The organism is Sedimentibacter sp. zth1 (genome assembly GCF_017352195.1).
Taxonomy (GTDB): Bacteria; Bacillota; Clostridia; order Tissierellales; family Sedimentibacteraceae; genus UBA1535.
On record NZ_CP071445.1, the window covers coordinates 205,924 to 232,095 of the forward strand.

26 protein-coding genes are annotated in these 26,172 nt (G+C 27.9%); 20 read left to right on the forward strand and 6 right to left on the reverse strand.

Annotated elements, in window-relative coordinates:
* Positions 1–91: 91 nt before the first annotated feature.
* The 6 genes from JYG23_RS01025 to JYG23_RS01050 all read left to right on the forward strand — a co-directional run bounded on the left by JYG23_RS01025 (position 92) and on the right by JYG23_RS01050 (position 5,470).
* Positions 92–502: a hypothetical protein gene (locus JYG23_RS01025; protein ID WP_207236608.1), complete on the forward strand. Its 411-nt coding sequence runs from the start codon at positions 92–94 to the stop codon at positions 500–502.
* Between the two features lie 29 nt (positions 503–531).
* Positions 532–1,527 (forward strand): type II toxin-antitoxin system antitoxin SocA domain-containing protein, encoded by a 996-nt coding sequence (locus JYG23_RS01030; RefSeq protein ID WP_207236609.1) that lies wholly within the window; start codon positions 532–534, stop codon positions 1,525–1,527.
* Positions 1,528–2,325: 798 nt separating this feature from the next.
* Complete coding sequence (locus JYG23_RS01035; protein ID WP_207236610.1) at positions 2,326–2,520, forward strand: hypothetical protein; 195 nt, start codon at positions 2,326–2,328, stop codon at positions 2,518–2,520.
* A 28-nt stretch (positions 2,521–2,548) separates the two neighbouring features.
* The gene (locus tag JYG23_RS01040) at positions 2,549–3,247 is read left to right on the forward strand and encodes a hypothetical protein (protein WP_207236611.1); all 699 of its coding nucleotides are present in this window, start codon (positions 2,549–2,551) and stop codon (positions 3,245–3,247) included.
* A 135-nt stretch (positions 3,248–3,382) separates the two neighbouring features.
* A complete protein-coding gene (locus tag JYG23_RS01045; RefSeq protein ID WP_207236612.1) occupies positions 3,383–4,618 on the forward strand; it encodes a serpin family protein in 1,236 nt (411 codons plus the stop codon).
* Positions 4,619–4,924: 306 nt separating this feature from the next.
* On the forward strand, positions 4,925–5,470 hold the full coding sequence (locus JYG23_RS01050; protein ID WP_207236613.1) for a phosphoribosyltransferase family protein: 546 nt from the start codon (positions 4,925–4,927) through the stop codon (positions 5,468–5,470).
* Between the two features lie 154 nt (positions 5,471–5,624).
* Here the strand turns inward: JYG23_RS01050 and JYG23_RS01055 are convergent, their stop codons facing one another.
* Positions 5,625–7,583, reverse strand: a complete 1,959-nt coding sequence (locus JYG23_RS01055) for a translation factor GTPase family protein (protein WP_207236614.1) — start codon at positions 7,581–7,583, stop codon at positions 5,625–5,627.
* A 226-nt stretch (positions 7,584–7,809) separates the two neighbouring features.
* Between JYG23_RS01055 and JYG23_RS01060 the strand changes: the two genes are divergently transcribed.
* From JYG23_RS01060 to JYG23_RS01100, 9 genes are all read left to right on the forward strand, one after another.
* The gene (locus tag JYG23_RS01060) at positions 7,810–9,066 is read left to right on the forward strand and encodes a serpin family protein (protein ID WP_207236615.1); all 1,257 of its coding nucleotides are present in this window, start codon (positions 7,810–7,812) and stop codon (positions 9,064–9,066) included.
* Positions 9,067–9,233: 167 nt separating this feature from the next.
* Positions 9,234–10,514: a serpin family protein gene (locus JYG23_RS01065; RefSeq protein WP_207236616.1), complete on the forward strand. Its 1,281-nt coding sequence runs from the start codon at positions 9,234–9,236 to the stop codon at positions 10,512–10,514.
* Positions 10,515–10,696: 182 nt separating this feature from the next.
* On the forward strand, positions 10,697–11,755 hold the full coding sequence (aroB, locus tag JYG23_RS01070) for a 3-dehydroquinate synthase (protein ID WP_207236617.1): 1,059 nt from the start codon (positions 10,697–10,699) through the stop codon (positions 11,753–11,755).
* Positions 11,756–11,763: 8 nt separating this feature from the next.
* Entirely contained in the window at positions 11,764–13,029 is a 1,266-nt protein-coding gene (gene aroA, locus JYG23_RS01075; RefSeq protein WP_207236618.1) for a 3-phosphoshikimate 1-carboxyvinyltransferase, read from the forward strand.
* A complete protein-coding gene (aroC, locus tag JYG23_RS01080) occupies positions 13,007–14,089 on the forward strand; it encodes a chorismate synthase (RefSeq protein ID WP_207236619.1) in 1,083 nt (360 codons plus the stop codon). The genes aroA and aroC overlap by 23 nt, the downstream gene beginning before the upstream one ends.
* A gap of 53 nt (positions 14,090–14,142) precedes the next feature.
* On the forward strand, positions 14,143–14,964 hold the full coding sequence (aroE, locus tag JYG23_RS01085) for a shikimate dehydrogenase (protein ID WP_207236620.1): 822 nt from the start codon (positions 14,143–14,145) through the stop codon (positions 14,962–14,964).
* Positions 14,957–15,463: a shikimate kinase gene (locus JYG23_RS01090; RefSeq protein WP_242631607.1), complete on the forward strand. Its 507-nt coding sequence runs from the start codon at positions 14,957–14,959 to the stop codon at positions 15,461–15,463. The genes aroE and JYG23_RS01090 overlap by 8 nt, the downstream gene beginning before the upstream one ends.
* Positions 15,460–15,888: a type II 3-dehydroquinate dehydratase gene (gene aroQ, locus JYG23_RS01095; protein ID WP_207236621.1), complete on the forward strand. Its 429-nt coding sequence runs from the start codon at positions 15,460–15,462 to the stop codon at positions 15,886–15,888. Before JYG23_RS01090 ends, aroQ begins: the two co-directional genes overlap by 4 nt.
* 32 nt (positions 15,889–15,920) lie before the next feature.
* On the forward strand, positions 15,921–16,064 hold the full coding sequence (locus JYG23_RS01100) for a hypothetical protein (protein ID WP_207236622.1): 144 nt from the start codon (positions 15,921–15,923) through the stop codon (positions 16,062–16,064).
* 17 nt (positions 16,065–16,081) lie between these two features.
* On the opposite strand, the gene JYG23_RS14970 is transcribed toward JYG23_RS01100, so the two are convergent.
* The 5 genes from JYG23_RS14970 to fliD form a co-directional block, all read right to left on the reverse strand.
* A complete protein-coding gene (locus JYG23_RS14970; RefSeq protein ID WP_256440276.1) occupies positions 16,082–16,207 on the reverse strand; it encodes a hypothetical protein in 126 nt (41 codons plus the stop codon).
* Between the two features lie 273 nt (positions 16,208–16,480).
* Positions 16,481–18,181, reverse strand: a complete 1,701-nt coding sequence (locus tag JYG23_RS01105) for an ABC transporter ATP-binding protein (protein WP_207236623.1) — start codon at positions 18,179–18,181, stop codon at positions 16,481–16,483.
* Entirely contained in the window at positions 18,178–19,908 is a 1,731-nt protein-coding gene (locus JYG23_RS01110; RefSeq protein WP_207236624.1) for an ABC transporter ATP-binding protein, read from the reverse strand. The genes JYG23_RS01105 and JYG23_RS01110 overlap by 4 nt, the downstream gene beginning before the upstream one ends.
* 27 nt (positions 19,909–19,935) lie before the next feature.
* Entirely contained in the window at positions 19,936–20,616 is a 681-nt protein-coding gene (locus tag JYG23_RS01115) for a TetR/AcrR family transcriptional regulator (protein ID WP_207236625.1), read from the reverse strand.
* 158 nt (positions 20,617–20,774) lie between these two features.
* A complete protein-coding gene (fliD, locus tag JYG23_RS01120) occupies positions 20,775–22,076 on the reverse strand; it encodes a flagellar filament capping protein FliD (RefSeq protein WP_207236626.1) in 1,302 nt (433 codons plus the stop codon).
* A 136-nt stretch (positions 22,077–22,212) separates the two neighbouring features.
* On the opposite strand from fliD, the gene JYG23_RS01125 reads away from it, so the two are divergent.
* The 5 genes from JYG23_RS01125 to JYG23_RS01145 all read left to right on the forward strand — a co-directional run bounded on the left by JYG23_RS01125 (position 22,213) and on the right by JYG23_RS01145 (position 26,031).
* Entirely contained in the window at positions 22,213–22,881 is a 669-nt protein-coding gene (locus tag JYG23_RS01125; RefSeq protein WP_207236627.1) for a single-stranded DNA-binding protein, read from the forward strand.
* A gap of 256 nt (positions 22,882–23,137) precedes the next feature.
* The gene (locus JYG23_RS01130) at positions 23,138–23,854 is read left to right on the forward strand and encodes a DNA alkylation repair protein (protein WP_207236628.1); all 717 of its coding nucleotides are present in this window, start codon (positions 23,138–23,140) and stop codon (positions 23,852–23,854) included.
* 760 nt (positions 23,855–24,614) lie between these two features.
* On the forward strand, positions 24,615–25,064 hold the full coding sequence (locus tag JYG23_RS01135) for an 8-oxo-dGTP diphosphatase (RefSeq protein ID WP_207236629.1): 450 nt from the start codon (positions 24,615–24,617) through the stop codon (positions 25,062–25,064).
* Between the two features lie 113 nt (positions 25,065–25,177).
* Positions 25,178–25,567 carry a hypothetical protein gene (locus JYG23_RS01140; RefSeq protein ID WP_207236630.1) on the forward strand — a complete coding sequence of 130 codons (390 nt, stop codon included), beginning with the start codon at positions 25,178–25,180 and terminating at the stop codon, positions 25,565–25,567.
* Between the two features lie 50 nt (positions 25,568–25,617).
* Entirely contained in the window at positions 25,618–26,031 is a 414-nt protein-coding gene (locus tag JYG23_RS01145; RefSeq protein ID WP_207236631.1) for an NUDIX hydrolase, read from the forward strand.
* The last annotated feature ends 141 nt before the right edge of the window (positions 26,032–26,172 follow it).

Consider the following 26,172-nt stretch of genomic DNA (forward strand, 5'->3'; position numbering starts at 1 on the left):
TGAAAATTACAATTATTATGCACTAATTAGTGCATGATAATTGACAATAAGCATATAATAATGTATCATTGTATCGTAAAGGAGTGGTGCAATGAATCCTTATTATAACCATGAACATACTAAAGAAGAAGTTACTGCAATTTTGGGAAAAATTCAGGATTGTGTTAGAGAAGGACGATATATAATATCACAGAACGAAAATAGAAAGGAAAACATTGACTTAATTAATGAATATAACATCTCAACTAAAAAACAAAGTTCAATTTTGCTTGAGATTAAGCCAGAGGATTTTTGCTATTCGTTGCAAAATACCAATCTTGGATATGAACACGAAGTACTCTATGTTTTCGTTCCACAGGTAAAACTGTTCAATATCAACGATGAAGAAGAGATGGTTGACGTTTATACAAAATTCAATGTTATAGATAGAGTAAATGGCAATCGTGTTATTGTAATTTCTTTTCATAAACGAAACAAGCCAATTGATTATCTTTTTAGATAAGAAATTGGAATTTAAAAGGAGGGTTCACTATGAAAGATAATATGGTTTTCTGCGAAATATGTAGAGATGATGTATACTATAATGTCGAAGAACGAAAAATGGAAGGCACACTTAAGGGTGGTGTTTATGAATATACTGGTCGAGTAGCATATTGCGCTAAATGTGATGCAAATGTGTATATTCCGGAATTTCATGACAGTAATTTAAAAGCACTTTATGATGCCTATCGTGTTAAAAACGAAATCATTTCACTTGAGAAGATATTAGAGATACCTGAGAAATATGCAATCGGAAAAAGACCGCTGTCCTTACTGCTTGGTTGGGGTGAACATACCTTTTCACGTTACTGTGATGGAGATATGCCTACAAAGCAATATTCTGAAACATTACAGCGTATTTATGATGATCCACAATATTATGCAACGTTGTTGGAAGAAAACAAATCAAATCTAAAGACCGTATCTGCTTATGAGAAAAGCAAAAGAGCGACAGATGCTTTACTGAGAGTGTCTATTGATGCTGAATCTAAGATTGATTTGGTGATAGGATATTTATTAAATCAATGCGAGGACATTACACCTCTTGCGTTACAAAAAGCTTTGTACTACATTCAGGGCTTCTATTATGCATTCTACAATACGTTTTTCTTTAGTGAAGATTGTGAGGCATGGATGCACGGCCCGGTCTACAGAGAAATCTATAATCGATACTGTGGTTACCGTTTTAACCCGATTAAAAGCGCAGATAAATTTGATACATTGGTATTCTCTGCGTCTGAGAAAGCAGTGCTTGATAGTGTTGTGAGAAATCTTTGCTGTTACAGCGGAAAAGTTTTGGAAAGGTTCACGCATTCGGAGAATCCTTGGTTACAAACTCGTGGAAATCTACCCGTGGACACAGGTTTTAATAGAACGATTGATAAAGATTTAATTGGAAGTTACTTTGTTGCAGTAAAAGATAAATATGATATGCTTTCTCCTACTGACATCAAAGAATATGCGCAGACGATGTTTGAACAAATTTAATTGAAACTGACCTTTGGCTTTCCTGCTTATTTTGAAATTGTTAGTAAGTGGGAAAGTCAAGTAACACATATAGGAAGGAATAATTTTCTTTCTTCAGCTGTGTTACGCATTGAGAATTGTAACTGCAGTTTTGCTCGCAAAAGCCAAATGCGTAAGATAAGTTTCTAAAGCAAGACTAATTGGCTTAGAACGCTTGCTCCACTTTGTACAATTCTTTCAATGCTACACAAGGCTTTGAAAGTAAAATTATTCTTCTTTGCTATTTAGCTAGTCTTTCGGTTGTCAATTTTATTAGTGTTATAGCTAGTATCTGCAGTTTTTGTTATAGCTAGTCTTTACAGTCTTTGTTATTGCCAGTCTCTGTAGTTAATGTTACAGCTAGCTTCTGAAGTCATTCCTTATATTGTCACTCTTTGATGTCCTCAAAAGGAAGGAATAATTTTCTTTCTTTCGCTGTGTTGCGCATTGAGAATTGTAACTGCAGTTCTGCTCGCAAAAGCCAAAGGCGTGGATAAGTTTTTTAAGCAAGACTAAATTGGCTTAGAACGCTTGCTCCACTTTGTACAATTCTTGCAATGCTACACAAGGCTTTGAAAGTAAAATTATTCTTCTTTGCTATTTAGCTAGTCTTGCGTGTGTCGATTTATTAGTGGTATAATTATTTTACATTTTACAAATGCAAGAGATTCATAGTTGTGTATTGGAAATATGAGTTATATAATAACAATATTGTTAAATTAAAATTGTTAGAATTTGCAGATAGAAGATAATTATATTTAGATTTGCGAGGTAGTAGCTATGAAAATTTATATTCCTAAAACAGATAAATTAATATTACATCTTCTTTCAGTAGATGATGCGGAAGCAGTTTATGTTTGGGTGAGTGATGAGAGAGTAATTAAATATATGACTTATCTTAGTAATTTTGCATTTTTAGGTATAGAAAAATTTTACATAATAAGTGTTCTTTTATGTAACCAATTGTGCATATAATTTAAAGTTAAATAACTTTGGAGGGTTTATGAAGAAAAAGTATTTTATATTAATTTTTATATTAATTTTTGTATTATTTTTTATATTATTTACATTTAGAAACAAAGATAGTACTCAATTGAAATTTTCTTATGAAAACTATAAATATGAAGAACTTCCCTTATTTATCTATAATAATGATTCAAACAAAGCTAAGACTATATCGTCAGATGATATTAAACAAGTTTTTTATACAAAAAATGAACCTTCAGAATATTATAGTTATTTAATTGTTGATAATATAAAATATGATATAGGGTATGTAGGTTTTATCAATTTAGAAAAATCGGATTATGTACTTACAAAAACACAAATAATTAAAGATAATAATTCAATATATATATATTACATAAATGAAGGTGTAAATTATATTAAATCAATATACTTTCAAGTAATTAATAATAGACCAATTATACTAACAGAAATTGACAATGGGTTTGAATTTGAAAATGACGGAGAAGTTATGACATATAATTCAAATGGAGTTATATCTACTTCTTTTATTTACAAATGGGAAGATGATGGAATTGCTGTATGTGATTTAAACATTTTATTTGGAGCTGAGCACGTTCAATTTGAGCCTGAATCCAAAATAATAAGTGTTATAAAAAAAGTTGATTTTCAAAACCCTCAAAATAATAGAACTATAAAATATAGGCTTAAAGGGACTTCAATTTCTAATTATTAGAGAAATTAATTAAAAATTATTTTTTAGCTACTCCATAATTATTATTCGTAATTTTTCCAAAATTGGGGAACAATAAATTAAAACATACGTCTAAAATAGTAATAGATGTAAAATATTATTGAAAGGAAAAGTGATATGAAAAAAATAGTATGTATTATTATATTGATATTGTTAGGTGTAAATACTGTTGGTTGTGAGGATAGCAATGCTAAGACACTTGTCAAATATCCAGATAATACTAATATTGATTATGAAAGCGATGATGAATTTATTAAGTCAGCTAATGAATTTGCATGTAAAACTGCTTATGAGATACTTACTGATAATGTAAAAAATGAAAATATAAATTATTCTCCTATAAGTGTTTACTTTGCGTTGTCGCTTGCAGCTACGGGTGCCAACGACAGTTCAAAGGAGGAATTATTCGATTTATTGTGTATAAATGGTAAGGATAAAGATTATTTATCTGAGGAATGCTATAAATTGTTTAATAGTTTATATTTTGATAAAGGAAAGAGTAAATTAAAAATTGCAAATTCATTGTGGTTAAAAAATGGAATTGAGTTTAAGGATGAATTTATTATTAATGCAGTTGAAAAATTTTATGCTTCTTTATTCAATATAGATTTTAGCAGTAAAAAAGAACTAAAGAAGATGACTGAATGGGTTAGTGATAACACAAATAACCTTTTGAATCCGACATTTGAGCCTGATAAAGACAAAATATTAAGTATTATAAATACTATATATTTTTACGATACTTGGTTAGAGGAATTTAAAAAACAAGATAACACTAATGAAATATTTTATTTACCTAGTGGAGAAGAAAAAAATTGTGTATTTATGAATAAAAGTTTTTCTGATCATAAATATTATATAGGTGAAAACTATATCAGTTCATCTTTAGATTTTGAAAATTGCGGAAGCATTAAGTTTATTTTACCTAATGAAAATGTAGAAATAGCTGATTTGTTAGAATCAAATGATATTCTTAACAATATAATGAATCGTGAATTTATCGATAAAGCAACTGTGAATTTTAAATTACCTAAATTTCAGATAGAGAGTAAATTTGATATTAAAAAAACATTGCAGGATATGGGAGTAGAGAAGATATTTAATGAAGCTGATTTTTCTGATATGACAGATAAAGATATATTTATATCTGATATCAATCAGGGAACATACATATCTCTTGATGAAAAAGGTGTAGAGGCAGCTGCATATACAGAGATAGGAATGAAATTAACATCCGTTGATGATATAAAAATTATACAAATGACTCTTAACAGACCGTTTATTTATGTTCTAACAGCAAAAAATGGTACAATTCTATTTGTGGGTGTTTGCAGTGATCCTACTTTTCAATAACTAGATAAAAGTCCAAAGTAAAAATAAACTTTGGACTTTTGTTTTTACTCTCTTTTATCTGATGCAATATTTGATAACTTGCTCACTATCAATATCTTCATAACACTTGTGAGTTTAAAAAGATTTTAATTTTTTTAAATATTAGGATTCGAAATGTACATTACTTGAATCTCTTGGATTATAATTATAATAATGCATTAAAGCAGCCACAAATTTTACATAAGAATTTATATTGTAAAAATTTTGAAGCTACTATATAATTATCTTGAACATTAACAATACATAGCAAAAATTTAAGGAGATAGAATGAATTCTTATAAAATCAGTGTAGCGGGCGTAACACGTGAACTTCCAATTATACAGGTATCATCTGAACTGTCAATAGCGAGCTTTGTCATTTTAGGAGATTGTGAACTTGTTACAGCTGCAGCAATAGAACTTGAAAAGAAAATTCCCGAGGTTGACTACATATTAACTGCAGAAGCAAAAGGAATTCCAATAGCAAATGAAATATGCAGATTACGAAATATGCCTTATTACATAGTAGCAAGGAAAAGTATAAAACCATATATGGACAGTCCGATAGTAGAAGAAGTAATTTCAATAACGTCTCAGAAAAAGCAAATATTAGGTCTTGATGGTAAAGATGCAGATATAATTAGAGGTAAAAAAATAGTGATTCTAGATGATGTAATATCAACTGGAGAGTCATTATTGGCGATAGAACGTTTAGCAGAAAAAGCAGGTGCTAACATTGTTTGCCGTGCTGCAATTTTAGCAGAGGGTGATGCAAAAAATCGTGAAGATATTGTCTTCCTTGAAGCTTTACCCCTATTCCCAAACAACAAGTAATTTAAAAGTAAAAAGGATACATTTTTTATTTGTGTACCCTAAATTACTTACTTTATTATTCGGACATTAAAATAGCCCTTTGCCTTGTCAGGACAAGAACTTATTCAATTCTCACCTTAACTATTGACAAAGAGCCAATATTATTAATTCTAATCTATTCAACAGAAAAAGATTTACCGTTAGCACAGTATATTGAGTGAGATGTAAATTCTTTATCAGCTTTACTGTCATAGCCTATTTTTTCTATAATCTCTTTTGAGTTATGGCAAATGCCGTATCCTGAAAAACTAGAATTTAAAATAGCATTGCCTTTTGTAAGAGATAATAATTTGCTTGGATAATCTATAAATTCTGATACTGGAACATTGCCTACTATTGTAGTTTTATCTTTATTACAAGTTGGAGCTTCAAATGAACCACACATAGTAGTTATATCTGTCATAATTTTTCCGCTTAATTCATTTTGTACAGTTATACTAAAGCTATAGTAAGGTTCAAGAAGTATACTTTCTGTTTGCTCTATGGCTTTTCTGACTGCTCTGAATGTAGCTTCTTTAAAATCTCCGCTTGATGTATGTTTTATACTGTGTTTACCGTCAGTTAATTCTATTTCAATATCTGTCAGTTCTGAACCTGTTAAAACTCCTTTTTTACAAGCATATGGTATGACTCTTTCAACCATCTTTTGCCACCTAAGAGGTAATATATCTACATGGCACGAAGAACTAAAGCTGATGCCTGAATTTATTTTTGATGGTGTGATTTTTAAGGTAACCTCAGCAAAGTGTTTATAAGGTTCAAAATGCCCTATTGCTGAAGTTTCATCAAGTATAGTTTCCATATAAATAACCTCAGGCTTTTCGAAGTTTACTTCGACCTTAAATCTTTCGGCTATAACATCTTTCAGTATTTCAAGTTGAATAGTTCCCATAATATTAACATGAATTTCATTTAATTCCTTAATCCATGCAACATTTAATAGAGGGTCTTCATCAGTTAGAATTCTAAATATTTTATATATTTCATTATAATTATATTTTTCATCAAATACCACCTTTGATTTAAGAGTAGGGGTAAGAGAGTTTTCTGATACCATGCAGTCCCCAAAGCATTCACCGACATATGAGCTGTTAAGTCCTGGAATAGCACCGTATTCTCCTGCATACAGTTCATTTACCTGTTTAAAGTTGTTACCGTTATATATTCTTATTTGGTTTATTTTATCAATAGGCGTTTCATTAATACTTTTATGTTCTAGTGTATCCTTAACTTTGATTTTGCCGCTTATTACCTTTATATATGTTAGCTTTTGATAATTTTCATCATATCTTATTTTATATACAAACCCACTAAATTTTTTATTAGCTTCATATTTTGTACTTATGTACTCATCAATAAAGTCAAGTATTTCGTTAACTCCTATATTTCTCAATCCTACTCCGCAAAATACAGGGAAACTACTGCAGTTGTTTACTAATTTTTTTATACTATCATTTAATTCATCAGCTTTAATAGGTATTTCATTTAAAAATTTATCGAGTATATTATCATCAACATTAGCAAGTTGTTCTAATAATTCATCTTTATTGTCATTTTGACATAATACACATGAAATAGTATCAAAATTTATATCTTTATATTTAGGTTTTGTTATAGGAATTAAATTATCAGTTAAATTGTTTTTGATATCTTCAAAAACTTTTACATAATCTGTTCCAATTATATCAAGCTTGTTTATAAAAAAAAGTGTTGGTATGTTGTGTTTCTGAAGTAATCTCCATATTGTTTTTGTATGAGATGTTACTCCGCTTGCAGCTGATATTACTATAATACAACAGTCAAGCACCTGAATTGAACGTTCAAGTTCAGAAGAAAAATCAATGTGACCTGGTGTATCAATAATATGTAGTGTTGAATTTTTGTATTTTACATGTGCTTCTTCAGAAAATACAGTTATACCACGTTTTTTTTCAATATCATGATAATCTAAAAATGAACTTTTCTTGTCGACTCTTCCAGCTTCTTTTATAGTATTTGTATTATACAAAATTTGTTCAATCAATGTTGTTTTACCGGCATCAACGTGCGCAGCAACACCTATAGTTTTGTTCATGGCTTACTCCTGTAAATATTCTTTGGTTATAATTCTATCATACATTTGAATTAGCATAAAGATAAATAATCCAATATAATTAATAAATACTAAATCTAGCATTAAATTTTAAAATACTATTTATAACAATTGAAATGGTGTATAATGGAACAATAGTAAATAAAGTACGTCTATATAAGTAAAAGATAAAATAAAAAGGAGATGGGGCTTTGCCCTAAAAATAATTATGAAAAAAATAATGTGTTCAATTTTATTATTTGCGCTACTATTCAATTTTACTGCTTGTTCTAGTCAGTTAAGTAATAATGATGTAAGTAAGGTGAATTATCCATCACAAGGCGAATTAGAAAGATATAAAAACAAAGAATTCATAGATTGTATAAATAGCTTTTCAAGTAAAACTGCATATGAAATTTTTAATGATGAAGAATTTAAGTCAAAAAATATAAATTATTCTCCAATAAGTGTATATTTTGCAATGTCTTTATTGTGTACAGGTGCAAACAACCAAACTGAAAAAGAACTTTTAGATTTATTATGTTTAGAAGGAAAAGATAAAAATTACTTATCAGAAGAGTGTGCAAAGTTGTATAAAGGATTATATAGAGATAATGAAGAAGGTAAACTATTATTAGCAAATTCGTTATGGATGCAAAATAATATTGAATTTAAAAAAGAATATATAGAAAATTCAGAAAAATATTTTTACACTTCACTATATAACATTGATTTTGCTAATCAAAATGATGTAAATTTGATTAGCGAATGGATAAGTAATAATACCAATAATTTGTTAAAGCCTAAGTTTGAGTCTAACCCTGAAACTATTTTAGCTATTATTAATACAATATACTTTAATACGAGATGGAAATCTGAATTTAATAAAAAGAACAATTATAATGATGTTTTCAATATAACAGATGATGAAACAACAGATTGTGAATTTATGCATCAAAATTTTAATACTCATAGCTATTTAAAGGGAGAAGGTTATGTCAGTACTTGTTTATATCTTAATGAAGGAACTATGCATTTTATACTTCCAGATAAGAATGTTAAAGTTGATGATTTAATTAAGTCTGAAGATAAACTAAATTCTATGATGACAGATATTTTGAATAAGGACGAAAGAATATTTGCACAAGTTAATTTTGACATACCAAAATTTAAAATTAAAAGTGACATATATCTAAATGAAATTATAAAAAATTTAGGATGCGAATCTGTTTTTGTAAATTCAGATTTTTCTGATATGACAAATGGAATGGCATATGTATCTCTAATCAAACAGGGTAATTATTTAAGTGTAGATGAAGAAGGTGTAGAGGCAGCGGCTTATACAGCAGTGTGTGAAAATGGTTGTGCAATGCCTGCTGAAAATATATTTGATTTTAAGTTAGACAGACCATTTATTTATATTGTAACATCTGATAACGGAACAATATTATTTATGGGAATATGTAATAATCCATCTGTTGAATAAATTAATTAGATTAAAACGTTAAATACACTAGTAAATTCCACTTCTGTTTTGAGTGGAATTTTTTCTTGCAAAGCAAATTTAGTTTTGTATTTTAATTACTTAAAAATTATATATACCAAATATGCAAAATATGGTATAATGTGTATATAGAAGCTAGGAGGGGTAAAATGTTTAGAAAAATAGTAACAATATTATTAGTTTTAACCATGATTTTTTCTTTTTCTGGTTGTAAAAAGAATACTGGTACGTGCTTAATAAAAAAGGTTGAATATCCGCAATCAGTTGCATATGATGATAAAGATTTGAAAAATCAGATATTAGAAGAAAATAAGATAGATGAAGATTTTAAAAAATCATTAAATAGTTTCACAGCATTAACATCATCAATACTACTTAGCAGTAATTCTAAAAATGTAAGTTATTCACCTGTAAGTTTGTTTATGTCACTTTCACTTTTAAGTCAAGGAGCAAGTGTTGAGGTAAGAGATGAAATTTTAAATTCTATATTTTTAAGTCAAGAGAATAATGATTATATTTCTTCACAATGTTCTAAGCTCTACAGAACTTTATATACGGACAATAAAGTAGGAAAATTTCATATAGCTAATTCATTATGGCTCAATAAGTCTTATACTTATGATTATTATTTCATAAAAAATGCATTTGAAAACTATTATACTTCATCATATAATATTAATTTTGATGATATTGACCATCTTATAATTATGAGAGACTGGATAAAAGAAGCTTCTCATAATCTGCTAAGTAATACGGTCGCTAAAAAAAAGAGTCATATATTAACACAAATCAGTTCAATTTATGTTAAAGATGAATTTTTATATCAGTTTGATAAATCTAATACTGAAAAACATATATTTTATATGAATGATGGAGAAGAAATAGAACAAAAATTCATGAGTATATCTTTGCCATCTAGCAGTTATACAATAGGTGAAAGCTATGTAAGTACAGAGTTGCCGTTAAAAAATTTAGGAAGTATGTTAATTGTTTTACCTAATGAGGGTATTAGCACAAAAACTTTAATGACTGGTGCAGAAAATGTTAAAAATATTTTCTATTCTTCACAGGAAAATGTTGGACAAGTTAATTTGAAAATGCCACATTTTTCAATACCAAGTAAACTTCAGTTAGAAGAACTGTTGAGTTATATTGGAATTGAAAAAATGTTCAATACAACAGGTGGACTTGATGGTGTAAGTAATAGAGAAGCAAAAATGTCACTTGTAAGTCAGCATTCATGTGTTGAGGTAAATGAAAAGGGCATTAATACAAATTCAAAAACCAAATCTGATAAGGAACCTGTAAATAATGATAATACTAATGAAAATACAATAAATATTAATGTAAACAGACCTTTTATATATGCTATAAAAGCGAGTGATGGAACAATAATAAATATTGGTATTTGTAATTATCCTGGAGAGTAAACTTATCAAATGGGGACATATCTTTTTAGCAAACAATTAAGTCAGTTTGCAAAAGGGTATGTCCTTAAATTTTATTTGACTATTGAAATCTAAAATAATGTTATAAATTAATAAAAAATATGATAAAATAATATAAATTACTATTTATTAGTAATACATAAAGTTAAACAAAAGGAAAAACTATGAGGAATATAAAAATAAATTTAGATAAAAATTCATATGACATCATAATAAAAAAAAATTTGTTTGATGAAGTACCACTTTTTATCAAACAGGTTTATTCAGGTAAAAAAGTAATAGTTGTAACAGATAAAAATGTACAAAATATTTATGGAAAAATGCTCTATGAAAATTTATCTCAAAATGGGTTTGAGGTATATAATATAGTTCTTGAGCCAGGCGAAAAAAGCAAATCGTTTGATACACTTCAGTATATTTATACAAAATTGATAGAGTATAAAGTTACAAGAACGGATTTAATCATTGCTTTTGGAGGTGGAGTAGTAGGAGATATTGCTGGATTTAGTGCAAGCACCTATCTTAGAGGTATACCATTTGTTCAAATTCCAACAACACTCTTAGCACAGGTTGACAGTAGCATTGGCGGAAAGGTAGCAGTAGATTTACCACAGGGTAAAAATCTTGTAGGTAGTTTTTATAATCCTAAAATAGTCTTGATAGATACAAAACTGTTAAAAACTTTGCCACAAAGATTTATCAAAGACGGAATGGCAGAGGTTATTAAATATGCATGCATTTGTGATAATGGTTTTTTTCAATATCTTAATTCATTACATTTAAACAATTTACAAAATCATTTTGAAGAAATAGTATATACATGCTGTGATATAAAAAAAATATTTGTCGAACATGATGAGCGAGATAAAGGAAAAAGAATGATACTTAACTTTGGTCACACGATAGGTCATGCTATTGAGAGTTATTTTAATTATGAAACTTTCACACATGGCGAAGCTGTTGCAAAGGGAATGTATCAAATGACATTAGCAAGTGAAAGAATTGGTATAACAAAGCATGATACAGCACAAAATATAAAAAAAATATTAGAAATATTCGGACTGAATTGTGATTTTCCAACTATGGATAAACAAAAGGTTATTGATAAAATAAAATCAGACAAGAAAAATCTGTCTGGTATAATCAATATTATTCAACTAAAAGAGATAGGCAGTGCATTTATCAATAGTATAGGCTTTAATTCAATAGAAAAGTATTTATAGGAGTAATAATGGGAAAAATTTTAATCACACCTTCAAAATTATCTGGTGAAATATTAATTCCACCGTCAAAAAGTATAAGCCATAGAGCGATAATATGTGCTTCTCTTTGTAAAAAAAATAGAATAAGTATTGTAGATAATATTATTTTATCAGATGATATTAATTCTACAATCACTGGTATTGAAAATTTGGGTGTAAAAATTGAGAAATTAAAACAAGTTGATGATAGATATAAATTAATTATACAAAGAGAGAAAGATTTTATAGAGTTAGCTGATATTAATTGTTTAGAGTCAGGCTCTACACTTAGGTTTTTGATACCTATATCAACATTGTTTTCAAATAAAACTATTTTTGAGGGAAAGGGAAGACTGGCAGATAGATCACTTGATACTTATTATAAAATATTTGATAGGCAAGGTATAAGCTACTCTAATGTAGACGGTAGACTTCCATTGACTATAAAGGGTAGTTTGAAAAGTGGTGATTATTGTGTTGACAGTAATGTTAGTTCGCAATTTTTAACTGGTCTTTTGTTCACATTACCACTTTTAACAGGAGATTCAAAAATATATGTTTCAGGTAATCTTGAATCAAGAGGATACATTGACTTAACGATAGATACGTTAGATAAATTCGGTATAAAAGTTCAAAATGATAATTACAGTATTTTTAGTATTAATGGTAATCAAAAGTATCATAATTCAAATTTTATAGTTGAAAGTGATTATTCACAAGCAGCATTTTTCTTGATTGCAAATGAACTCGGAAGTAACATAGATGTGAAGGGACTTTTAGATACGTCAAAACAGGGTGACAAAAAAATAATCGAAATAATTAATGATATAAATAATTTGAAAACTGATTTATATGAGGTAGATGCATCTCAAATACCGGATTTAGTTCCTATTTTAGCAGTATATTTTTCTCTTCAAAATGGGCTTAAAACACATATAAAAAATGCAAAAAGATTAAGATTTAAAGAATCTGATAGACTTAATGCAATTGCAACACAGTTAAACTTACTTGGAGCGGATTTGACAGAGCTAGAGGATGGACTTATAATCAATGGTAAAGAAGCTTTAAAAGGTGGTTGCAGCGTAAGTAGCATAAATGACCATAGGATTGCTATGGCTTTAGCTATCGCAGCAACAAGATGTAATCAAGATATTGAATTAGATAGTTTCGAGGCAATAAATAAATCTTATCCAAACTTTTTTAATGATTACAGAGATATAGGAGGAATTTTTTATGAGCTCGATATGGGGAAATAAATTAAAGATTAGTATATTTGGTGAATCACATGGTACAGCTATAGGTGTGACAATTGATGGTTTTAAATCAGGTTTCGAGGTTGATTTTGAATATATCAATGAGCAAATGAAAAGACGTGCTCCAGGAAGAAATATTTTACAAACGTCAAGAAAAGAAGATGACGAGTATGAAATTTTGAGTGGAGTTTTCAATGGAATTACTACAGGGTCACCAATTTGTGCCATAATCCATAATAAAGACAGAAAATCAAAAGATTATGAAAAGATTAAGAACTTTCCCAGACCTAGCCATAGCGACTATCCAGCCTATGTAAAATATGATGGTTTCAATGATTACAGAGGTGGTGGACATTTTTCTGGAAGGCTTACAGCTCCTCTTGTATTTGCTGGGGCACTTTGTAAATCGTATCTTGAAAAAAAATATAATATTTTAATAGGAAGTCATATAAAAAAAGTGTACCATATTGAAGATGAAAAATTAACATTACAAAATATAAATGTAAATATGTTCAATAAGCTTAAATGTTTAGATTTTCCTACAATTAATGATGTAGCTTCTGAAAAAATGAAAAATGAGATACTTAAAGCTAAAGAAGAAAACAATAGTGTAGGTGGCGATGTTGAAGTATTTGTTTTAAATATGCCTGTAGGTATTGGTGAGCCAATGTTTGATTCTATTGAAAGCAGAATATCTCATATGATGTTTTCAATACCTGCAATTAAGGGAATAGAATTTGGAGATGGCTTCGATATTTCTAATTCAAAAGGATTTGATGCAAATGATAATTATTGTATGGAAAAGGATAAGATAATGACAAAATCTAATCACAATGGTGGTGTTTTAGGTGGATTATCAACATCTATGCCAATAATATTTAACACTGCTATAAAACCAACACCTTCAATTGCACAAGAACAAGATACAGTTGATTTATTGGCTAATAAAGATACAAGGCTATTGATTGAAGGTAGGCATGATCCATGTATTGTACAACGTGCTGTGCCTGTGATTGAATGTGCAACAGCAATTGTTTTACTAGATCTTCTATTGAACAAATAGCAATTAATTATAAATAAATATTTAAGAAAGGGATATGGTAGCAATACAGGAATATGAGCATTAAATTTGGTTTAATAGGTGAGAAGCTTGGACATACATATTCACCGTTAATACATAGTAAAATATTTGAATATTTGAATTTGAGCGCAACTTATGATACTTTAGAATATCAGAAATCGGAAGTTTCAAGCGTTATCACTAAACTTAATAACTTAAATTATAGAGGTGTTAATGTAACAATTCCATATAAAACTGAAATCATCCAATACCTTGATGATATAAGCAACGAAGCATCTAAAATAGGTGCGATAAACACAATTTCATTTAGAAATAATATTGCAATAGGTTATAATACAGATTATTTTGGATTTGAAATGCTATTAAAGTATAATCAAATTGATATTTCAAATAAAAAAGCATTAATTTTAGGAACTGGTGGTGTTTCGAGAGCAGTTCTACAATGTTTGCTTGATAATAATATTAAGGATATAGCTTTTGCATCTACTGATATCAAAAGTGCTAAAACAAAATATAATGATTATAAAATTTTATCATATAAACAGATTAAAGATATACACGACTTTGATATTTTGATAAATTGTACTCCTGTTGGAATGTACAAATTTAGTGATAGCATGGCAATTGACAAATGTTATATAAATAAATTCAAAATAGTTATTGACTTAATTTATAATCCTATAAGAACAACACTATTAAAAACAGCTGATGAATTCGAGATAAAAACTGCGAATGGTATGTATATGTTGATAGCTCAAGCAGTTAAAGCTGAGGAAATTTGGAACGATATAAAAATTGATAATAATATCATTGATAACATTAATGCTTTAATAACTAAGGAGATAAAAGGTGAATAAAAATATAGTTTTGATTGGCATGCCGGGTAGTGGTAAAAGTACGATTGGATATAGATTGTCAAAAATATTAGATGTTAATTTTGTTGATGTTGACAATTATATTGAAAAGAAAGAAAAAAATACAATAAGTGGTTTGTTTGAAAATGGTGAGAAATATTTCAGAAATATTGAAAGTAAGTGTATTGAGGAAATTAGTATATTGAATAATACTATTATTGCAACTGGGGGTGGAGCTGTAACAAATAAGGCTAACATGGTTTTACTAAAACAAAATTCTATCATAATATATATCAATAGAGATATTAAAACTATTATGTGTAGCATTGACGATAGTACAAGACCACTTTTAAAAAATAAAAAAGAAAAGCTATATGCTTTATATATTGAAAGAGAGCCACTTTATAAAAAGTATGGTGATTTTGAAGTAAAAAATGATAAAGATATTCAAAGTACAATAAATCAAATTTTAGAGATAATTAAAGAAGAGGAAATTATATGAGAGTATATGTTATAAATGGACCAAATCTTAATTTCTTAGGTATTAGAGAAAAAGATGTTTATGGTGAAAATTCATATGAAGCGTTATGCAATTACATAGAAAAAGAAGCAAAAAAACTTAACATAGAGGTTGAATGTTTTCAAAGTAATATAGAGGGTGAAATAATAAATTGTGTACAAGATGCATACCAAAATGCAGATGCAATAATAATCAATCCAGGCGCCTATACTCATTATAGTTATGCAATCATGGATGCAATTAAATCAGTTAATTTAAAAACAATTGAAGTACATTTGTCCAATATCTACAAAAGAGAAGAATTTAGACATAAATCAGTTACTGCAACAGTTTGTGTAGGACAAATTAGTGGCTTTGGATTTCTTGGATATAAACTAGCTTTAGAAGCTGTAGCAATGATAAATTAATAACAGATTTTCTTATCGAATAATTAGGTTGGATGAGAAAACATCCACAAGCAAAATATTTAAAACTTGAAATGCCATTCTTAGATTTTGTAGATAGAGGTTTTATAGTTGGACAAGGTAAGGAAGAAAGAATCTATTTCTTTACTGATAGAGGAAATGAATTTGTATTTAATTAAAGAATTTAATTTTAAAATTATTTGATTTTTTCCATGTTGTATTTTTCTATAAAATATTTGGAAATGTTTTCTTCTAAACTATAGTTTAAAGAATATATATTATTAAAATTATCATTAAATGTATCTAATTCTATTTGATTCAAATTTATAAATTCATTAGTTACTCTTTTTCTATTAAATGTACATTTTTACCGATAGCAATTAAACCTACTCTTTTACAAGGAAAAGAGTATTTTAAATTTTTATTAAAGATATTAAAAATTCATGATTTTTTCTTCTTTTATTATTAAATATCTCTATCCACAAAAGCACCATTTTTTTCAATCAATTACATTATAAACATTAGTAACGAGTATGTCAAAAGTTACAAACTAGACCGAGCGGTCAATAATTGTTTTAAAAAACACATGAAAGATTTAATTTATTTTTTGACTCTTTAAAAATCTAACTGCTTCTTCTAATGAAATATTTTCAACTAAAGATCCATTCTGTACCATGTTAATATGGTCTGCGATTTTTATTGTGGAAATACGATGAGTTACCACAATAGCTATTTTACCATTATCTGCAATTTTTCTTATGTTTTCAAGAAAGCGTTGCTCTGAAACACTATCAAGCGAAGCTGTCGGTTCATCCATAAGAATAACATCTGCATCCCTAAGTATAGCCCTTGCAATTGATACACGCTGACGTTGCCCACCAGACAACTTATTTCCGCGTTCTCCTACTTCACAATCCAAAATATTTTCTTGTGACAAAAACTCCGTTAGAGAAGCATCTTGCATTGCTCTTATAATCTGTTCTTCTTTTGCATCAGAATTGCCGAGTGAAATATTATATGTTAACGTTCCATCTATCAATTCATTATTTTCGGGCACATAAGCTACCATGTTTCGTAGCTTGTCCAATTCATAATCCTCAATATTTCGTCCTCTCAGTTTAATGTCCCCATGATATTCTACAATCTTAAGAATCGTTTTTAAGATACTGGATTTTCCACAACCACTTGCGCCTACTAAAGCAATAATCTCTCCTGGATGTACACACATATTTGCTTGACTTATAATTTGTTTATTATCGTAATTGATACTTAGGTTATTCAGCTCAAGCGTCCAATTTTCATTATCAATGAAGTCATTATGAGTACCGCTGTTTTCTAATGGAAGATCCATAAGTTCTTTTACTCTATTTAAGCCAATCATGTGATTTCCAATTGATGTAACAGCTACACCAAAAGAACTCGTAAAGCCAATTAGCGTTCCGCTCAGTTGTGCAATAAAAATCACATTTGGTAGATTTATCATATTTAAAGATGCCAATACACACGCAAATGGTAGAATCATAGTTGAACATATCATTGCAAAAACATTGCTTGTGAAAGCCTTTATCAATGTCAAGTGAATAAAGTGACTTTCATTTTCCTTTAATTTCATGGATGATTGATCTAAAAAACTGTTCATTTGTTCCTGTATTGACATCATTCTTATTGTCATCTTGCCTTGTAGGACTGAGTTGTTTGATTTGATAAAATCATCTCGTAACAACAGTTTTTCTTTCTCAATTCGTCTGAATCTTTTGACAAACAAAATATTAAGCCACGTTACGATAATAACAAGAAACGTTACAATAATACCAATTAGAAAATTTGTTACCATAATTGCAATACAATATCCTATTCCCATTACCAATGGAAACATGAAATTATACATATCTTTACTGATAATGGAAACTGCAGTTTCTACATCACGATTATAACGATTTGTGATTTCACCTGAATTAAATTTAAGGATATCTCCAATGTGGCTACCAGTTATTTTATCAAATAAATCATGCATTACGTTATTGTTTGTTAATATTGAAAATCGATTATAAATACATTTTGTAAAATAACACATTACCTCAGCACTAATCATTCCTAAAAACAATGCTCCTAAAATTACAAAAATATCTATTATTGTGGTATTTTCAATTAGTAATTTTGCAACAACCAATTTATTTGCCCATGCATATAGCAATCGGCAGATAAGTGTAAATATAGGAGGAAACAGTAGACCAATAACCCAGATAAAAGGGTGTTTCTTTACATAAGAAAAAATAAATCTTAACTTTTCTTTCAAGCTTGCTCACTCCCTTCTTTATATAATAGTTGTTCTAACAATTTCCTATAAACACAATTATTTTTCATTAAAGCATTATGATTATCAAAACCTATCACAATACCGTTTTCCATAACTAAAATCTTATCAAATAATTCTGGATTTGATAATCGGTGTATAATCATAATAATTGTTTTAGAAGTAGAATTATTCAAAAGGAGGTCCATAACATGATTTTGTAATGTAATATCAAGAGCAGAGGTTGGCTCATCAAGTAACATAACAGGCGAATTTTTTAGGAAAGCCCTTGCTAGATTAAGCCTTTGTATTTGACCTCTTGAAAATGATTTATTAATATTTTTGAAATTAGTGTCATATCCGTCTGGAAGGGACATTATAATGTCATGTATTTGCATTTTTTTGCAAATATGAATTACCTGTTCTTTTGAAATATTTAAGCATCCTACTGTAATATTGTTGTATATGGTATCTTCAAATAAAAATAGCTCTTGAGGAACTACAGATATTTTTTTAGCTAAAGTTGCAAGTGTTAACTTTTTCATGTCCTCTCCACAAAATGATAATTCACCATTTGAGGTTTTATATAATCCGCACAGCAATTTTAACATTGTCGTTTTTCCGCAACCGCTCATTCCAACAATAGCTATTTTCTCTCCCTCATGAATAGAAAAAGAAATATCTTTTAAGACATTCTCATTTTGATTGTAGGAGAATGATACCTGATTAAATTGATAAATGATGTTAGAAATAGATAGGTTATCAATTTTTTTCGTTTTTACAGACACTTGATTATTTTCTTCAATTACTGGAATTAATCGATCTTTTGCGGCACAACCATTACGATAACTGGTTGGTATGGTTTGAATAATATTAAGACCCTCACCAATCATATTTGCTAGAAGAGTCAACATAACCATATTGCCGAGTGATAGTTCTCCTTGTAAAACAAAAAATGAACCTGCCAGAAAAATCAACATAAAAGACAAATGACCAAGTGAACATCCAAAACAATGTACAAAATTGGTGCGATTTGCAGTTTTTTGCTTGATATTTGCATTTTGACTCAATAATTCATCATTTTGGTGAGCAAAATTTTTTTTAAGACAAAATGCCCTAACCACAATTGCAAAGTGAATTGCATTACTTAGTAACGTATTAATTTGTCCTCGTTTATCTTTTGATTGTTTATTTAGTCCATAAAGTTTTTTAGAAATTAACGTAGTAATTATTGCTATAATGGGTGCTATAGGAAACATTATCAGCATAAGTTTCCAATTGATTTTAAAACTTATCGCCAATGCAAGACCTACTTTAAGTGGAATATATCCAACTTGATAAACTGTATTTAGCCAATCCCTAATATCATCCATATCATTTGTTACAATGGATAAAACATCACCGTCTTTGAACATTTCAACTTTGCTATACTCCATATTACATATTGATTTGCTAACGTTATTTCGTAAACTGGTTAAAATGCAGTTTGTATATTTAAGCCTTAAATTTTCTGCAATAGCTTCAAAAAGTATGTAGGCAAGTAAAGATATAATAATAATCATAAAATAATGTGATATAGCACTAAATCCATATTTATATTCATTTATCATATTTGCGGTTAATGTAGTCAACACCAATTGACCCAAAGAAGCAATTGCACAGAAAAAGCCTACTATAAAAATTGATCCAACATATTTTTTACCATATATTTTTCGCAAAAATTTATTCATTAATATTTTCTCCTTTTAGATAACGAGTTAATCTATTAAATTAACATTTTTTACATAAGCGTGCATAATAGTGTCTAATGCAATATCTTTTGCGTTTTCTCGATCAATTGTAAAATCAGGAGCGGTTTGATAACGAATATTCATTGCCCACCATGATAAAATGCTTGAAACAAGGCTCATATGTTGTTTTAGCTGTTTTACTTGTCTTAAATAACCTCTTTGTGTATATAGAACAAAATAGTCATATAGTGTTTGAAATAAATCATGCATCACATGAGATACGACTTCAATAATATCTAGTGAAATATTGCATGATCCGCTAATATATACACCAGTTCCTACAGAAGAAATCTTATCAAAAATGCATGAAAGCATTTCTTTAAATGTCCAACATTCTTGATCTGGAACTGTAAGATTTTTGCGAAGTTCTTTAATAAAATTGTTCAACCGCAGTGAAATTAATCCGCAAATCTCTTCCTCATCCTGCTCATCAATCGGATAGGTTGGATTATCAAATCTATCTTGATAGCCAAAACCACATAAAATACCAAAATGATACATTGCTTTTTTACCTGTAAAAGTTTTATATACTGATCCAACGGAAATACCTAGTTTTTGTGCAACATCCTTTACTTGAGTTTCCTTATAACCCTTGCGGGCAAAAAGATCACTAATTGCAGTATAATACGATTCTAATATTTTTTGCATACTTATTTCTCCTAAACAAATATTAATTAATGAATGAACGGTTCATTCATTAATTAATATTATAACATATAATATTTTAGTGTCAACATTATTGAGAATATATTACTAAACTTATAGGTTAAATGACAAGCCTTCTTTTAAGGGGGTATAAATAATTTTTATATTATAAGGTTTAACAGTAAACCTATAGAATTATAATTCATCATTCCAAATTGTCCATTGCTATTATAAATACCCATAAGTTTCAACTTATTGAAAAAGCTATCATTAGATGCAAGATCATAAGGGTCTGTAGCTTTATTAGAAAATAAGGTGCTATTGATTAAATTTATTGATGGTTCTTTCAATGATTTAGATACATTTGTGTTAACAGTATTTGAAATACCAGAGGTGCTTCCAAAAATACTTTTAATTTCCTCAATATTTTTAGACACTGAAGTTTTTAACTTATTATTATCAATAATAATGCAACCCATATTGTCCATTGATAATCCAATGCTTTTAAGTTCTTTACAAAAATGTTCGGATATTTTTATATTATTAAGCTGTTTTTTTATACCAGTTCCTTTATCAATATTTTTGCTTAGAAATTTAATAGTATTGTTATAAGAATTTACAAATTCGTTTATTGAATTGATTACTTTTTTATCATCTACACCAGTAATTATTTTTGTTTTACCTTCATTATTTAGTGTAGCAGTAACGTTATAGCTGTCTATATCAACATTATTTGTGCTAGAATGGTGTAGAGTAGCTGATTTGTTATCACTGTTTTTTATAACACTAAACTCTGCATTTTGAGATGCTTGACTTTTTTTTGATAAATTAGTTGTTTCCATAAACTGTTGTGAGCCAGTTATTTCAAATTTTTCATTTTCACCTGTTTTATCTGATGCTATTTTTAAACATATTTTATTATAAATGTTTACTATTGATGAAAATACTCCTATGTTAGATTTGTTGATTTTTGAATCTATTTCTTTGAATATTTGCTTATTCGTTTTATTACTTACATCAATTTTGAATGTTGTAGATTTATCCTTAAAAGAAATTGTTAGTTCAATATTGTCTTCAAAAGTAGTTTCATTACTATTTAAAAGATTTGAAGTGTTAATTTGTTGTTTTGCAATTTTATTTACACTTATATTGTATATGGATTTTTCATTTTGTTTAAAAAAGCTTTCACTTTTTACTATTTGTTCATTTAATGAAAAAGTACTATAATCATTCCATAAATTATTTAATGACTCACTATTAAGCTTGTTAGAAAACCCTTTTAGTTTATTTAATGTACTTGAATATGAGTTAATAAAACTTGCATTGCTTTTATTATAAAGGGTATAGGTATCATTAATATTGTAGTAATTTTTTGTTAAATTAAAGTAGTTTGTTTTATAACTATTTGTAGAATAGATTTTATTATAATTATTATTATTACTTTTATTAATACGTTCTACCATTTTATTCACTCCTCAAAAATTATATCGGTATTTATACTATATAATTAAATAATTTGGAAAAAAATTATCATAATTTTTGAGATAATAGAATAATATACTATATACAATATACAAGTTATAGGGGGAAGAAATAAAAATGAACGATAAGCAAGTACAAGCAAATTACATTAGAGTTGTGGGAATAATTAATAGTGAAATGGAATTTAGTCATGAAGTGTTTGGAGAAAAGTTTTATGAATTTTATCTTGACGTACCAAGACTAAGTGAAACTACGGATTTGTTACCAGTTATTATATCAGAAAGATTGCTTAATGGTATCAGCATGGAAATTGGCAAGTACATATTGGTTGAAGGACAGTTTAGATCATATAATAGATATGAAGACAGTGCAAACAAACTATTGCTTAGAATATTTGTTAGAGATATTCAAGTACCAGATGATGAAAAAGTAGAAGAATTAAGAAAACGTCCAAACGAAGTTTTTCTAAATGGATTTTTATGCAAGGAAGCCAATTACCGAACTACTCCTTTCGGACGAGAAATTACAGATATGTTAATTGCAGTAAACCGCTCTTATAACAAATCAGACTATATTCCATGTATAGCTTGGGGACGTAATGCTAGGTATTGCGAAAATTTGGAGGTTGGCGATCATGTAAAGGTATGGGGAAGAATTCAAAGTCGTAAATATCAGAAAAAGCATTCTAATGATGAGTGCTTAACAAAAACAGCATATGAGATTTCCATAACAAAGTTAGAACATATCAAGACAGAAAACAATAGAAAAAAAGTTACCAATGAGTGAATAAATTAATTAAAAAGACCACACAAAATATTTTTCGAAAGATATTATGTTTGGTCTTTTTTAATTTTTTTGACTAAATAATGTTTATTTGATTTGAAATCAAGTTAATTACAAGTGTATACTAAAATATAAAAAAGTAGTATAATAATTAAAATTAATTATATGGGGGAATAAATCTATGATAAATAAAGTTGTTGGAAAATTGGAATTAAGTAAATTTATAGTAATGTTAGAAAAAGAAATGGTGTTTTAAAAAATGAGTGATAATACAAGTGATGTAGTTTTATGTGTAAGAAAAGAGTTAGAGGAATTAGCTGAAATTGATTATAAAAACTTTTCTTCATCTTTAATTCCAAACGTTGATAATTTGATGGGTGTTAGAATTCCAAATATTAGACTAGTAGCTAAAAAACTAAAAAAAAGTAGCAAGGACGTAGAAGAATATCTAAATTATTTTGATAATAAAGAAGAAAAATATTTTGAAGAAATAATGTTACAAGGTATACTTATTGGCATGTTAGATGAAGACATTAATGTTGTTATAAAAAGAATTCGTAAATTTGTGCCTAAAATAAACAATTGGTCTGTTTGTGATACGTTTTGCTGCGGTTTAAAAATAGTAAAAAAACACAGGACTTTTGTTTGGGAGTTTATAAAGCCTTATTTGCAATCAAAACATGCATATGATATTAGATTTGCAGTCGTTATAATGATTAATCACTATATGGTAGATAAATACATAGATAATATTCTGATAATTCTTGATAGCGTTAATCATGATGATTATTATGTCAAAATGTCAGTTGCTTGGGCAATTTCTATATGTTTTGTTAATGATTCAAGTAAAACAATGAAATTATTACACAGAAATCATCTAGATGATTTTACATACAATAAAGCATTACAAAAAATTAGAGAATCTCTAAGAGTAGATAAAGAAATAAAAGAAATAATAAAATCAATGAAAAGATAAACTTCATAAAAGTATCTTCCAAAATTATATATAATTGTTATTTATTAACATATTATAATAATAAAATATAAATTTTTACAGAAAAATTCAAAAATGATATAACTACTTAAATTTCAATGTAAAATGCATGTTTGCTATCATATGAAAAATATTTTAAAAGCCTTCAAGATAAGTCATCTCAATGCTTTGAAAGATTTCATGAAATTAAATAAAATTTTCCAAAAACGTCATGGTCTTTTGCGTGAAAATATTATATATTTATAACAACATAATACAAAATAAGACAAAGTAAATTATTAAATTCTAATTTGTCAAAATACATTTGCACTAGTTATATGGCAAAGACTTATTTGTTTCATAAAAATCTATTCTCAAAATGGGTTCGGTTTTTTTGTATATAATATTGTGGGGATATTACTTAGCACCTATCTTTAGGATTATTATGCTAAGGTATTTAATTTCATTTCTAAATGACAGCCTTGAATGCTTATAATAAGTGTAAATTTAACTTTATTTATGTAAATCAAAAAACGCAGTATGAAAAAATTAATACTGTGTTTTTTCTTGTATTATAATTTAAATTATTTAATGGTCTAATGATTATTTTGTGAATAATTGTTGATTTGGAACAACTGTTCTAATATAATATAATTATATTACTATTTGCTTCATTATTGGTTTACGCAAGATATCAGATAACATCTAGTCAAGCAATCAGTATATATAATTAAAATGACAAAAAAGAAAGAGAGTGATAGTCATGGAACAGGCAGTATTTACAAATATGTGTATGATTTATGATGATAAAGGAAATATATTAGTACAAGATAGATTAGATAAGAATTGGCCAGGAATAACTTTCCCAGGAGGGCATGTTGAGAATGGTGAATCGTTTGTTGAATCTACAATTCGGGAGGTAAGAGAGGAGACAGGTTTATCAATAAGCAATTTGCAACTATGTGGAATGAAACAATGGCAAACAGGAGAAGATGCTCGTTATGTGGTACTGTTTTTTAAAACAAATTGTTTTGAAGGAGAATTACAATCTTCTGAGGAAGGCAAAGTATTTTGGATAAAAGCTAATGAAATAAATAATTATAATCTTGCTAATGATTTTGATAAAATGTTTGAGATTTTTATAAATGAAAAAATAAGTGAGTTTTACTATTATAAAAATAATGAAAATACATATGACATAAAATTATTATAATTATTTACAAAAGAAAAAAAGGATTAATTAAATTAAAAGCTAATATTTTCATAAGAACATTTATATCAGTTACCAGCATATATTATATTAAATGAAATATAAGGGGTGAAAAAATGTCTGATGAAAATATGCAAATAAAAGAAATTTCCGTTTCAAGTCAAATCGACAGGCAAAACTTTATAGGAACTATTTTTGAAAATCCTAAAAAAGGAACTATGACTGTAACAAGAATATCAAAAGACGCAATTTATTTTATTAGTGGAAAATCTACGTTATCCTTATCATTGAATATTATTGACGAAACTTACAAAGCATTCAAAAGAAATTTATGTAGTTGCAATGATTTAAAGAGATATAAGCCTGATATTTATAGTTCAAAAGAAGGTGGAAATGATGAAAATTGTTTATTTTTCTTTCATGTGTTGAATGCATTAAACTTAATAAATGGTGATATAGGAGGAAAAGGCAAAAGAAAAAGTCCGTATTTTGCACATATCAAATAAACCAAAAATCATAATTTTAAAAAATAATATTAAATTTGACAGGAGAAAAAATGCAAGGATATAATTGTATTATAATTTACAGCAAAGATAAATCTAAGCTGTTATTTTGCAAAAGATTGAAGGATCCATACAAAGGTCTATATAATCTAGTTGGAGGCAAAATAGAGAAAAATGAAGATGGATTTATAGCAGCATATAGAGAACTTGAAGAAGAAACAGGAATAGCAAAAGAAGATGTAAACATAACTCACATGATGGACTTTGTTTATTACAATCAAGATTGTTATGTTGAAGTATATGTAGGGATTTTAAACAAAGAAATTATTTTAAAGCAAGAATTACACCCACTAATATGGCTTACTGAAAATGAAGATTTTTTTGACATGAATAAATTTGCAGGAGAAGGTAATATCGGGCATATGCTTGAGCAAGTTAAGCAATTTGGAATTGGTAAAATTATTTAATAAAAATTTTTTGGTATGATAAAAAATAAAGCGTGTTATAATTGCACACTTTATTTTTTCGGCTCTTTGTCAATAGTTTAGGTGAGAATTGAATAAATAATTATTAGTAATTTAACTAAATTTTACAACATTTAGACTTGT

Excerpts from the sequence above, each read along its gene's own strand:
- aroB (WP_207236617.1), top strand. The coding sequence starts at position 10,697 with ATGAGGAATATAAAAATAAATTTAGATAAAAATTCATATGACATCATA.
- aroA (WP_207236618.1), top strand. The coding sequence starts at position 11,764 with ATGGGAAAAATTTTAATCACACCTTCAAAATTATCTGGTGAAATATTA.
- JYG23_RS01055 (WP_207236614.1), bottom strand. The coding sequence starts at position 7,583 with ATGAACAAAACTATAGGTGTTGCTGCGCACGTTGATGCCGGTAAAACA.
- JYG23_RS01030 (WP_207236609.1), top strand. The coding sequence starts at position 532 with ATGAAAGATAATATGGTTTTCTGCGAAATATGTAGAGATGATGTATAC.
- JYG23_RS01100 (WP_207236622.1), top strand. The coding sequence starts at position 15,921 with ATGAGAAAACATCCACAAGCAAAATATTTAAAACTTGAAATGCCATTC.
- JYG23_RS01125 (WP_207236627.1), top strand. The coding sequence starts at position 22,213 with ATGAACGATAAGCAAGTACAAGCAAATTACATTAGAGTTGTGGGAATA.
- JYG23_RS01045 (WP_207236612.1), top strand. The coding sequence starts at position 3,383 with ATGAAAAAAATAGTATGTATTATTATATTGATATTGTTAGGTGTAAAT.
- JYG23_RS01110 (WP_207236624.1), bottom strand. The coding sequence starts at position 19,908 with ATGAATAAATTTTTGCGAAAAATATATGGTAAAAAATATGTTGGATCA.
- fliD (WP_207236626.1), bottom strand. The coding sequence starts at position 22,076 with ATGGTAGAACGTATTAATAAAAGTAATAATAATAATTATAATAAAATC.
- JYG23_RS01050 (WP_207236613.1), top strand. The coding sequence starts at position 4,925 with ATGAATTCTTATAAAATCAGTGTAGCGGGCGTAACACGTGAACTTCCA.
- JYG23_RS01145 (WP_207236631.1), top strand. The coding sequence starts at position 25,618 with ATGCAAGGATATAATTGTATTATAATTTACAGCAAAGATAAATCTAAG.
- JYG23_RS01025 (WP_207236608.1), top strand. The coding sequence starts at position 92 with ATGAATCCTTATTATAACCATGAACATACTAAAGAAGAAGTTACTGCA.
- JYG23_RS01060 (WP_207236615.1), top strand. The coding sequence starts at position 7,810 with ATGAAAAAAATAATGTGTTCAATTTTATTATTTGCGCTACTATTCAAT.
- aroQ (WP_207236621.1), top strand. The coding sequence starts at position 15,460 with ATGAGAGTATATGTTATAAATGGACCAAATCTTAATTTCTTAGGTATT.
- JYG23_RS01115 (WP_207236625.1), bottom strand. The coding sequence starts at position 20,616 with ATGCAAAAAATATTAGAATCGTATTATACTGCAATTAGTGATCTTTTT.
- JYG23_RS01065 (WP_207236616.1), top strand. The coding sequence starts at position 9,234 with ATGTTTAGAAAAATAGTAACAATATTATTAGTTTTAACCATGATTTTT.
- JYG23_RS01130 (WP_207236628.1), top strand. The coding sequence starts at position 23,138 with ATGAGTGATAATACAAGTGATGTAGTTTTATGTGTAAGAAAAGAGTTA.
- JYG23_RS01035 (WP_207236610.1), top strand. The coding sequence starts at position 2,326 with ATGAAAATTTATATTCCTAAAACAGATAAATTAATATTACATCTTCTT.
- JYG23_RS01040 (WP_207236611.1), top strand. The coding sequence starts at position 2,549 with ATGAAGAAAAAGTATTTTATATTAATTTTTATATTAATTTTTGTATTA.
- aroC (WP_207236619.1), top strand. The coding sequence starts at position 13,007 with ATGAGCTCGATATGGGGAAATAAATTAAAGATTAGTATATTTGGTGAA.
- JYG23_RS01135 (WP_207236629.1), top strand. The coding sequence starts at position 24,615 with ATGGAACAGGCAGTATTTACAAATATGTGTATGATTTATGATGATAAA.
- aroE (WP_207236620.1), top strand. The coding sequence starts at position 14,143 with ATGAGCATTAAATTTGGTTTAATAGGTGAGAAGCTTGGACATACATAT.
- JYG23_RS01140 (WP_207236630.1), top strand. The coding sequence starts at position 25,178 with ATGTCTGATGAAAATATGCAAATAAAAGAAATTTCCGTTTCAAGTCAA.